Below are 11464 nucleotides of genomic sequence, written 5' to 3'. Positions count from 1 at the left end.
GGTAGGGGCGGGTTTCAAACCCTCGGTAGGGGCGGGTTTCAAACCCTCGGTAGGGGCGGGTTTCAAACCCTCGGTAGGGGCGGGTTTCAAACCCTCGGTAGGGGCGGGTTTCAAACCCGCCCCTACAGCGCGAACGGCCTTATGCAATGCCTTGGACATTTCCGGGGAATTCATGTGATATTCTAAGCCGGTGCGATACTGGACAAAGCCGCGATTTTCCAGTTTTTTGCCTTGCAATTCGGGGAAGGCCTTGGCATGGAATTGTAGGGTTTCTTGTGCTAACTCATCTAGGGATAGGCCGCCCACTCTGCTCACTGTGCCTTCAAAGGCTAGATCGAGCAAGTCTTCACCAATGCCGATCGCCTCAAAAATCTGGGCCCCATGATAGGACGAGAGTAGAGAGATGCCCATTTTCGAGAGGATTTTCAGCAGTCCCAATTCTACCGCATGGCGGTAGTTGTCTAAGGCTTGTTCCAGGTCAATCTTGGGCAGTTTGCCGCGCTCCATGAAGCCTTGAGTGCGATCGCTACTCCACCAATGGCGCACGGTTTCCAAAGCCAGATAGGGACACACAGCCGAAGCACCATAGCCAATTAAGCAGGCAACATGATGGGTACTCCAACATTGGGCTGTATCCACCACAATGGAGGTTTCGCAGCGCAGTTTATTGCGAATTAGATGGTAGTGAACTGCGCCGGTGGCGACCAGAGGCGGGATATAGGTTTGCTCTGGGGTCATGTTGCGATCGGTCAGAACAACGACTTTCGCGCCTTCTCGAACTGCTGCATCCACGCGATCGCACAATTGGTCAATTGCCACCTTCAAAGACTCTCCCACCGGGTAAAGCGTCGAAACTTCCCGCGCTTTTAGGAGGGAATGTTCCAGGGTGGATAACTCGGCCTCACTTAAAATCGGTGTGGGGAGGCGCAGTTGGGTCGTTTTCCGGGATTGGGGATCGAGCAAATTAGGATGGTCACCTAAGCGCATTTGCAAGGACATCACCAATTTTTCCCGCAGGGGGTCAATGGGGGGGTTGGTGACCTGAGCGAAGCGCTGCTTAAAGTAGTCATACAACACATGGGGCTTACTCGATAGCACCGCCAAGGGGATATCATCCCCCATGCAGAAGGTCGGCTCTTTCCCCATTTCTGCCATGGACTGCACCACCATGTCCACATCTTCGGAGGTGTAGCCAAAGGCGGTTTGAGATTTGAGCAGGGTTTTCTCATCCAGGTTCAGGTGAGTATTCCAAGGCAATTCAGCTAAATCATGGGTTCCCGCTTTCAGCCATTCGCCATAGGGGTATTGACTGGCGACCTGTTGTTTGATTTCCCAGTTGTGCAGTACCTGGTGGTTTTCTAGGTCAATGGCCATCATTTGTCCGGGGCCTAAACGACCTTTTTCGATCACTTCGGATTCATCGAGGAGGATGCTACCGGTTTCTGAGGCAATCACAATATAGCCATCTTTGGTTAAGCTGTAGCGGGCTGGACGCAGGCCATTGCGATCGAGGGCTGCACCTACATAGCGACCATCGCTAAACACCAGTAGGGCTGGGCCATCCCAGGGTTCTTGGATACCGGCGTAGTATTCGTAAAAGTCGATGATTTCGGGGTGGTCGTCGAGAGCGGGTTGATTGTGGAAGGCTTCGGGAACTAGGATCATTAAGGCTTCCATGGGGGTGCGTCCGGAGAGTACCATCAACTCGAAGACGTTATCGAGGTTGGCGGAGTCGGAGGCACTGCGGTTGGTGAGGGGCAGCAGTTCTTTGAGGCGATCGCCCCATACAGGAGAGGTGAATTCAACTTCGCGAGTCCGCATCCAGTTTAAGTTGCCCAACAGGGTGTTAATCTCGCCGTTGTGTCCCAACATCCGCAGGGGTTGTGCCAACGACCATCTGGGCATCGTATTTGTACTGAAGCGACGGTGAAAAATAGCATAGGAACTGGTGTAGAGTGGATTTTTCAGATCTAGGTAAAAGTCCCCCAGAATAACCGATCGCACCATTCCTTTATACAGTATTTGTCGAGTAGAAAAAGAAACAATATAGATCTCAACTCCGGAGCGATCGGCATCTAGATGGGTTTTCTTGCGTGTCAAATACAACAGACGCTCTAACTCCACTCCCGATAAACTAGGAGATTCTACCAGCAGTTGCTCAATTTGCGGTTCATTCTCCCTTGCTTGGGGCCCTAAAATCTCCAAGTTTACGGGAACCACACGCCATCCCAGTGGCTTCAACCCTTCTTCCTTCAAATGTTGCTCAAATAAGGCTTTGGCTTTATTTCGGGCTGCCCCATCTTGGGGTAAAAAGACCATTGCCACCCCCATGTGGCGAGTATTCGGTAGGGTAATACCTTCTTTCTGGCTCCAGTCTTGAAATAAGTCCCAGGGAATGCCCGTCATCACCCCTGCACCATCTCCAGAGTCTTGGTCAGCCATGCACCCTCCCCGATGTTCTAAGCAGGTTAACCCGGATAGGGCTTTGGTAATTAAATCATGACTAGCTATGCCTTTAGGATGAGCAATTACACCTACTCCGCAAGCATCTCGTTCTTCCGTCAGTTGGCGTAAAACTTTATCTTCTCGTCCTGAAGTTCCCAGGTCGGAAGAACCAGTGAGTGGGCGATGCAGTTGATCTTGATTGAAAGTGTTGTCCATGGAATTCATTAAGGGTGTTTTCGGATTGGGAGTTGTTTATTTTGCGTTCTTTGTGTGTTATGGGTGCTGGTAAAGTCAGCTATGCAGCCATCATATCCCTATTGATCGATAGAATTTCGTATCAATTACTGCTGGACGTTGACAGAGTTTTTGCTTTCGGTCGGGACAAGTGAATCCAGAGGGTGCTGTGGTTTGACTGGCCCCGATTTTGATGTGGATAATGATTGTATCGAATTCTAGTCAGTTCTGGCAATTGTTGGCGTTGAGAGTTATTTACCGATACAAAACTGGCTAAAGATCCGATCGAGGACGGATTCGGTGACTTCTTCTCCGGTGACTTCGCCCAAGGCTTGAATGGCTCCCCGTAAGTCAATCGTCCAGAAGTCGAGGGGGAGTTGTTCGGAAATGGTGGTTTGCACTTGTTCGAGGGAAAGTTTGGCGCTCTTGAGGGCGAAGGTTTGGCGCTGGTTAATGGCGATATCGAGATTGGCGGCTTGTAGGTTGCCTCCGTTGACTGCATTGAGAATGGCTTCTTCAATGGCTCCAATGCCTTGTTTGTGGACGGCTGCGGTTTTGACGATCGCCACGATATCCCCCGGCAAACCAGAGGGCAGCTCGCCCACTAAGTCGATTTTATTGAGGATCAGGATTACTTTTTCTGGGGGAACTTGTTCATAAATGGCTCGATCTTCGGTAGTCCATCCGGCTTGTGCGTCAATGGTAAACAGGATTAGATCGGCTTTTTGGGTGGCTTGGCGCGATCGCTCTACGCCGATTTTCTCCACGCGATCGCCGGTTTCCCGAATGCCTGCGGTATCTAATACTTGAATGGGAATACCGCCCACGACTAATTGGGTTTCCACAATATCGCGGGTGGTTCCCGGTAGATCGGTAACAATGGCGCGATCGCTTTGACTCCAAGCATTGAGTAAGCTGGATTTTCCCACATTCGGGCGACCGACGATCGCCACTTTTAAGCCACTGCGGAGCAATTCCCCCTGATTAGCCGTGGCTAAAATACTATTTAATTGGTCTAATACTTGATTAATTTCGGTGATGATTTGCGGCTCATCTAGGGGGGGCAAATCGTCCTCAAAATCAATCCGGGCTTCAATTTCTGCCAACAGCTCCACACAGGTTTTGCGAAGATGGCGAATGGGAGAGGCTAACTTCCCTTGAATTCCCGCTAAGGCTAATTCTGCTGCTTGGGGCGATCGCGCTCCCACCAGATCGGAGATACTTTCGGCTTGGGTTAAATCAATCCGTCCATTGAGAAACGCTCTTAGGGTAAACTCTCCCGGTTCTGCCAGTCGAGCGCCCTGCTCTAAGCACAGCGTCAGCACCTGTTGCACCACCATAATCCCCCCGTGACAGTGAAATTCCACCACATCCTCGCGGGTGTAGGAGCGCGGCGCTTTCATAATCATCAGCAGAGCTTCATCCACCGTTGCCCCCGTGTGTGGATCGCAGATATAGCCGTATAGGATGCGATGGCTCTCCCAACGCTGTTTTCCGGGAGCTTCAAAGAGCAATTGGGCGATCTGCAAGGCTTCGCTTCCCGATAGTCGCACAATGCCGACGCTGCCTGCTTGGGGCACAATAGCCGTGGCGATCGCGGCGATCGTATCTTTGGCTGCAACTGAATTCAACATCTCGTAAGTTTCTTCCCTCTCAAGAGTCAGTCTTTTTTACATTTTGCACTGCCGCCATCATTTGTCCTAGGAGGGGTAAACCAATGAGTGCTGGCAAGACATAGCGGGAAGTACAGAGCAATCCCAGGGCTGCCCCAGTTGCTCCATCAAAATAGGATTGATAGAAGAAAATTAAAGCGGCATCGCGAGTGCCAATGCCCGCAAAGGTGAGGGGGAGTAATCCGGCTAAAATGGCGAGGGGGGATAGGGCTAAATTGATCCAAAAGGGAACCCAAGCGTTTAAGGTGAGGATAAATAACCAAATCTGCAACAGATGTAAAAACCAAAGAAAGATCGAGGTGGCGGTAGTGAGCAGAAGTTGTTTTTTGTCTTGCCAGAAATAGTCGTGCATTTCGCCCCAAGAGTCTTGGAGGGTTTGCAGCTTGCTTTTCATTTTCCGGGGGATGATTTTAAGGGTGATGGTAAAAAATAAGCCCGCAAATGGTTTAGAGCCGAGCAGCAGTAATCCTAAAACTAATCCTAGGGCGATCGCCATCGTCATGGCCCAAAAAAAGACATCTTTTTGAGGATAAAGGATCAAGCCAAAGGCACACCATAGGAGTAAGGATAGCATGTCGCAGGCTTTTTCAAAGACCACTAGGGAAAGGGAGAGTGTACCACTTAAATGTCCTCGATCTTTCATGAAGTAGGCTTTAGCAATGTCTCCCATTTTGGAAGGCAATACCATATTGAGAACACTAGACCCTAAAATCAGACGGTTGGCTTCGATAAAGCTGAGGCTATTTCCCGATGGCATCAGTTGTTGCAGTCGCCAAGAGGTGACGAGGGTGATGGGAATTACCATGGCAAGGCTGGTTACCATCCAGAGGCGATCGCAGTTCTGGAAGACTTGGATTAAGCCCTGAAAGTCAATTTTAGAATAAATAATGAGGAGGATAACAACGCTGACAAAAATAGAAATAAATCGTTTCATTTTAAGGGGTTCGTTCTAGTTTTAGGACTTGACCGGGTTTAAGGGATTTAATCCGATCGGTTAAATTTAACCAGGGTTGCAATTGTCCCATCTGGAAGGTGCGACTCATGACGACGTAAATTGAGGTTTGATCGCATCCAATTCCGGCTGAAACAACATTTTCCCAAGATTTGCCATAGAGTTCATCGGTGATTTTCCAACCTTGGTTTTGCCATTCTAAGGTGCGCGAGAAGGTGAAGGGGGCGGGGGTTTTGCCGGTAATCAGAATTTTTTGTAGGGTTTTGCGAATTAAGTTGGGGAAGAAACGTCCTAGGGTGAGCATGATGATTCTTAAAATCATGAGGTTGAGGGGAGTCATTTGTTTTTGTTTGGCCCAACCGAATGCGCCATTGATTTTAATTTTATGCTCATCGACTTGAATATGGTAGTCTGAACTGACTAAATGGGCGACGGCATTTTTGATTTTTTTACCATCTTGAATTTGTAGGGAAAATTGGGTATCTGAGGCGATGAGTTTACCTTCTCGAAAGAGTTTGAAGACTCCTCCTTTGTTGAGAGCGAGATAGAGTTCGGTGTCTTGACGGCGATCGATTAAGAGTCCGGCTGCGGGTAACCAGAGGCGATCGCTGGGACGGGGGGCTGTAGGGGGGCGATCGCGGACAAAATCGCGCCAAGCAAGTAAGTAATTCCAGGTATGATGACCAATGATATGGTCGTCGGCATAACAAGGGGCTAAACCGTTGGCTAGTCCTTTGAGGAATTGATCGTTAATGCTTAAGGCTTCAGGTATCCATTTACCCACGAGTTCAAAGCCATGGGGAAAGAAGTTATAGGTGTTGCGACTGGTGTATTCTCCACCGTAGGAGCCATCAGGATGTATAAAATGACTAGCCAGCGTCACGGCTTTGGCGATCGCCTCTTGCAGTTGAGAACTAGGCGTGAGTTCATAAATCCGAGCTAGACAGGAAATGGTTAAGGTATGATACCCACAATCACATCCTTCATATTCCTGAAACCATCCTTCTGGATTTTGCCAGGATAAGACTTGTTCTAGACGTTGCTCTTTCTGTTCCTGCCAGCGATCGGTTTTTAGTAGTCTTGAAAGCAGTTCTAAACACAATACAATTAAGGCTTGATGGTTCGTCAGTCGGCCGCTTTCCTGGTGATGAGCCAACCAATCGGCTCGTTGGATAAAAAAATCGATCGCCCGTTGGTGATTGAGCTGTAATTGGGTGTAGCTTTCGATGCAAGCAAGCAGGGAAAAGGCGGCGGCTCCTCCTGCCCGTTCGTAAGGGAAATAGTCATCGCAGGAACCATCAGCATGACTCCTTTTAGCGGCAAAAATAATACCCGCTTCTACCCAATCTCGGAGAATGGGTTTTTGGTAGAAGGGGTTGCTAGGAATCTCGGTATCGTAGGCTAAAGCCAGGGGCCAAACGAACTCCTGAGCCATGCCACTGGGAAAATCAATAATTTTATACTGCCAGTAGTTGCGATCGAAGCAGCCATAGTTGGGGCTATGGGGATTCCGATCCTGGAGCGTCAGCAGTTTGGGAATTTGGGCGATCGCCTCTTGTGCAAATAAATCTTTACTCATCTGATTCTCACTCAACGTTTAGAGTTCTAAGGAGCTGCCAAAACAGAAATCGTTCTCTTCTGGTCTGATTCTTCTGACCAAGATTCGCGATATTGTTGGCCATCTATTCTAATCTGTGGGGGTTGCTTTTTCTCCTTGCCATTGATATAAATAACAGTACAAGGCTTAAAAATTCTATAAGGTAAACTCTCAGCTTTTACGGCTGATTCATTTCTGACACCAATATGCCTCAAAACGATCGATCTATGATCCTGCTGAAATCCTCTCCATAGGGGATATTCAAATGATGTATTTTCTAACAGTAATCCCACCTGAGTGCAATTTTGAGCTTCAACCGTTTCTACGGCTTGCAGATATCCAGATTGCAAACCTTTCTGAGTATTAAAGTATTGTTCAATTCTAGGAGTCTTAAAAATACTATTTTCACCCAAAAACGGTCTCACTGAGTTGTTCAATACCCAGGAATGAGACAAAAACAGAAGTAACAGAGCCAAAACATAATTGATCTTGGCATGGAACGTTTTTGAGAAAACCACACCCACCACCGCCGAAAAGAGAATAAACAAAGGTAAATGCAGGCGGCAACGGTAAGGAGACCAAGTGAGAAGAAAACAGAAGAGCAAAAAACCAGATAACACGCAGAAGGAATAAGCGATAAGATAAGGCTGTTTTCTGAGTCTATCTCGGACGATCAAAATGCCAAGAGATAGCATAATTAGCAATAAATGAAAGGGATTACCAGCCGTATCTTCATAGAGGGATAAAGAGGGAACATAAAACCCCTTTACTTTAGGACTGGTGATTCTCGGATCGCTAACATCTAAGCCTAAAAAACCATGAATAATTTCTACGACTTTATTCGTCAATCCCGTAGTTGGAGTGATGAATTTTTCTAACCATAAATTTCTGACAATATCTGCATGTAAGGATAAGTTTCTGATTATTCCAGAGACGAAAATAGCCCAGCTAAACTCTTGATTGGTTTCGTCGGATGGAACACCTAGAGGAGAAGCAAATAAGGCAAAGTTACGGGTATAATGACCCAGGTTAATAGCTAAAAATAGCAATGTGATGATTAGAAAAGGTTTCCAGGCTTTCCAGCGCAGGGTTTTGATTCCCCATAAACCGATCCAAATACAAAAAGGTAGGGCATAAATATAGGCGGTTCCTTTGGTTAACACGGCTAACCCTAAGCTCGATCCCAATCGGAATAGGTTCTCTGGGGTTGCCCCTGTTTTCAGGGTAATCAGGGTAAAGTAAGCGAAACAAACGAGCCAGAATCCCACGACATAATCATTATTGGTACTGGTGGCTTGTAAAATTCCCATGGGAATAGTGGCACAAAACACAGCCGCTAGGATTTGTCCTTTTAAGGAAGCGCCCAAGTTTTTGGCAATTAAGGATACACCGATTAAGCTACCCACCATACTTCCCCATTGAATGAGGTTGGCAAAGCGATCGCTATTGGTCAGAATCTGAAAGTGCATAATCGCAAATTCTGACCAGGGATTTTGATACAGTTGGAAAATGGTATGGGTGGGGTAGTGAGCCACACTAGCATTCTGTATCCAGTGAACCACACGACTCATATGATACTCCATCGAGTCCGAGTGATTCGGTGCTGCGGCGATCGCCAGTATCCCAAGAGCGATCGCAATTAGTCCTAAACCACTTAATAATATCCCTGAAGATACAGGAATATTAAATCCTTTTTGCGGCTGGAGATGAGGATGTTTTCGGTAAAATCGCCAATAAATAGCTATCACGGTAAAACTCACCAAAAGCCATAAAAGCATTACCCATCCGAATTGCAACAGTCTTAAAACACTGAGTAATTCAGTTATGGCCGTTACAATAACACCCCAAGCTACTAAAGCAGATAAACTCGAATCCCGCCAATCAGAATGTCTAGCTTGGAATATCAATCCTAATATAACTAAGGAAATGAAAGGAAGTATAAAGAGGATAATCATACAATTGACCCAAATAAGCTAAATGAAATAATTGCATCCGACACTTTTAAGTTACGACTCGTTACATTGAATAATTATGGATTTAACCTTGACTGAAATCATACAAATAGGCAGAAGAGCCATATTTTTCTAGAGATTCAATCTTTTTTGCTGTCCAATTGAGGCGCTCTAAAAAAACTTCTATCTCTTTTTTATTAACTTCTAGGGTGTAAGAAAAAACGAACCAAACCCTAGCATTATCTTGTAAACCTTCCAGGATGTCGATATACTCATTTTTTAAGCGTTCCCTTCCTTCTATTATCTTCTGGTTGGCAGACAAATCCAATTGTTTTTGATAGTAACTAAATTGATGTTTCGTTCTATAGTATAAATAAATCATATCAGACTCCTTTTGATTATTAAGAACATAATTGATTACCGGCCTAACTTCTTCTATCATTCTAGGATTTTTTAAATATTTCAATGAAGTTACTAGGGGATTTAGTAAAAGAATGATCGTTATTAACATTGCAATTTTTTGATCATTTTCCCAAGTCATATAGGCTAATCCTTCAGACATAACGATCAAGATAAAAGGAACTAAAAATAAAATTAACCTTCCCCCTTGACCATGTAAATAGTTAGTTAAAGTGGAAAAAGGATATTTTTGTATCATTGAAGCAAACAGGGTTAACCCAATGGGCAATAAAAGTATATATAGCTTATATCGACTTTTTAGACTTACTGTCACTCCAATACATCCTGTCAAAAATAACAGGGCAGCTAAACCAGGTGTAGTAAACCCTGTTGGAGCAATAAACATATTATTAAACGTAGTGATATACCATCGCAATGTTTCCGGAATTGATGAAAGAGTGGGTATAGGAGCAAATCCACCTTTCCAGTCCCAAGAATTTTGTAAACCTTGATTCTCTCCTTTAATAAACAAAAAGTATAAAACACAAAAACTTACCAAGGGGATTATATAGATAGTAATGGTTTGATATATTTTTTTCTTATCTTTAGAAAAAACATCAAACAAAAACTCACTGATAAAAGAACCCGCTAATACAAATATAAATGGAAAAGATAGCCATAATAAAACAGCATAAGTGAGTCCAAAAATAATAATTTTTGATCGATTTAAAATATTCTTATGTGTTTGATAAACAATCAATAATAGACATAGAGATGCGGCTAAGTCAGCAGAATATTGTTTGACTTCTGATGAATAGTATATTAAAGGATTGGAAATCGCAAAAAATGTTAGAAAGAATGGAGTTACTTTTGGGTGTGAATATCGTTTGATGACTTGATAAAATAAAAGGACTGATAAGATGCCAAAAATTAAAGAGGGTAATCTAAGAGCATATTCACTTGAACCAAACAAGTTTACACATATTTTTTCTGCAATCAAAAATAAAGGAGGCGCTTTTTGGCGAAAATCTAACGGTGTTAAAAGTTCTAAAAAAGACCTATTTACAATATTAAGTGACAGCATCGCTTCATCTAACCATAAGGAACGATTATAAAGATACTGATGCACCCGGAGAAAAACACCAAAGCTAATGATTATCCAAGCAAAGTTATTTTTCAATATTATCAAAAACGAATGAGATATTAACCTTATTTGATTGATTATAAAAATCATATCAATTTCCTAGTGATTTCTATTAATTTCCATAAAACGCAGCTTCATTTGTATATCTTCCAGTAACTTACGATTGATAGACATCAAATCAGCCACTAAACCAAATATCCAAACTTGAATTCCAATTAAAATCAGTATAGCTGTTAAAATCAAGCTAGGGGCATGAGATCTGGGACTACCACTAAAATACAAAATCAACCATCGGACTCCGATCAAAAAACCCAGGGTGAAAGGAATCGTACCTAAAATGGTAAAAAATTTCAGGGGTTTATAACCCATGAAGGAGCGAATAATGGTAAAAATAGAGAGCTTAATATACCGAGGAATACTTTTAACCAATCGAGAGGGACGAAGTTCTTCATTGGTTCTTATCGGTACAGAACAAATTGCTATTCTTTTTTGTCCTGCTTCAATAATTGTTTCTAAGGTATAGGTATACTCATTAAATACATTCAAGCGTATGGCAGCCGAACGACTGATAGCTCGAAAGCCACTCGGCGCATCAGGAATATCGGTTTGACTAGCCACACGGACTACCCAACTTCCCAAGTTTTGCAGAATTTTTTTAGTGAGCGAGAAGTGTTGAATTTCATGAATGGGTCTAGCTCCAATCACAATTTCGGCTTCACCATTCAAGATAGGTTCAATCAGTTTAGGAATATCATCAGCACAATATTGATTATCTGCATCTGTATTGACAATAATATCAGCTCCTAATTTAAGACAAGCTTCTATTCCAGCCATAAAACCTTTCGCTAATCCTTGATTATGATCAAAGTTAACAATATGATCGATACCAGAAGCTTTGGCGACTTCTACAGTTTTGTCAATGCTGCCATCGTTGATAATCAGCCATTCTACAACCTCTATACCAGGAATTTCGCGAGGTAACTGAGAAAGGGTCAGCCCTAATGTTGCTTCTTCGTTATAGCAGGGAATTTGAATAATCAATTTCATGGCTATGACTCCAATCTAGGT

Annotated in this window: 7 protein-coding genes; all 7 read right to left on the bottom strand. The window is 44.2% G+C overall.

What is annotated here, in order from left to right; translation table 11 throughout:
- A partial coding sequence (locus PJF56_RS15910; protein ID WP_347179560.1) for a glutamate synthase central domain-containing protein occupies positions 1-2670 on the bottom strand: 2670 nt, incomplete at its 3' end.
- 260 nt (positions 2671-2930) lie between these two features.
- The gene (mnmE, locus tag PJF56_RS15905; RefSeq protein WP_283763676.1) at positions 2931-4313 is read right to left on the bottom strand and encodes a tRNA uridine-5-carboxymethylaminomethyl(34) synthesis GTPase MnmE; all 1383 of its coding nucleotides are present in this window, start codon (positions 4311-4313) and stop codon (positions 2931-2933) included.
- A gap of 19 nt (positions 4314-4332) precedes the next feature.
- On the bottom strand, positions 4333-5286 hold the full coding sequence (locus PJF56_RS15900; RefSeq protein WP_283763675.1) for a lysylphosphatidylglycerol synthase transmembrane domain-containing protein: 954 nt from the start codon (positions 5284-5286) through the stop codon (positions 4333-4335).
- Between the two features lies 1 nt (position 5287).
- Positions 5288-6883 (bottom strand): hypothetical protein, encoded by a 1596-nt coding sequence (locus PJF56_RS15895; RefSeq protein ID WP_283763674.1) that lies wholly within the window; start codon positions 6881-6883, stop codon positions 5288-5290.
- 26 nt (positions 6884-6909) lie between these two features.
- Positions 6910-8679, bottom strand: coding sequence for an ArnT family glycosyltransferase (locus tag PJF56_RS15890; RefSeq protein ID WP_283763673.1), 1770 nt, complete (start codon positions 8677-8679; stop codon positions 6910-6912).
- A 259-nt stretch (positions 8680-8938) separates the two neighbouring features.
- Positions 8939-10432: a glycosyltransferase family 39 protein gene (locus PJF56_RS15885; protein WP_283763672.1), complete on the bottom strand. Its 1494-nt coding sequence runs from the start codon at positions 10430-10432 to the stop codon at positions 8939-8941.
- 63 nt (positions 10433-10495) lie between these two features.
- Positions 10496-11443, bottom strand: coding sequence for a glycosyltransferase family 2 protein (locus tag PJF56_RS15880; RefSeq protein ID WP_283763671.1), 948 nt, complete (start codon positions 11441-11443; stop codon positions 10496-10498).
- Positions 11444-11464: the final 21 nt, after the last annotated feature.

This window comes from Roseofilum halophilum BLCC-M91, from assembly GCF_030068445.1.
Lineage (GTDB): Bacteria > Cyanobacteriota > Cyanobacteriia > Cyanobacteriales > Desertifilaceae > Roseofilum > Roseofilum halophilum.
The sequence above is the reverse complement of the archived record's forward strand: the minus strand, read 5'-3'. Positions and strand labels throughout refer to the sequence as shown.

Excerpts from the sequence above, each read along its gene's own strand:
- PJF56_RS15880 (WP_283763671.1), bottom strand. The coding sequence starts at position 11,443 with ATGAAATTGATTATTCAAATTCCCTGCTATAACGAAGAAGCAACATTA.
- PJF56_RS15900 (WP_283763675.1), bottom strand. The coding sequence starts at position 5,286 with ATGAAACGATTTATTTCTATTTTTGTCAGCGTTGTTATCCTCCTCATT.
- PJF56_RS15895 (WP_283763674.1), bottom strand. The coding sequence starts at position 6,883 with ATGAGTAAAGATTTATTTGCACAAGAGGCGATCGCCCAAATTCCCAAA.
- PJF56_RS15890 (WP_283763673.1), bottom strand. The coding sequence starts at position 8,679 with ATGCTTTTATGGCTTTTGGTGAGTTTTACCGTGATAGCTATTTATTGG.
- mnmE (WP_283763676.1), bottom strand. The coding sequence starts at position 4,313 with ATGTTGAATTCAGTTGCAGCCAAAGATACGATCGCCGCGATCGCCACG.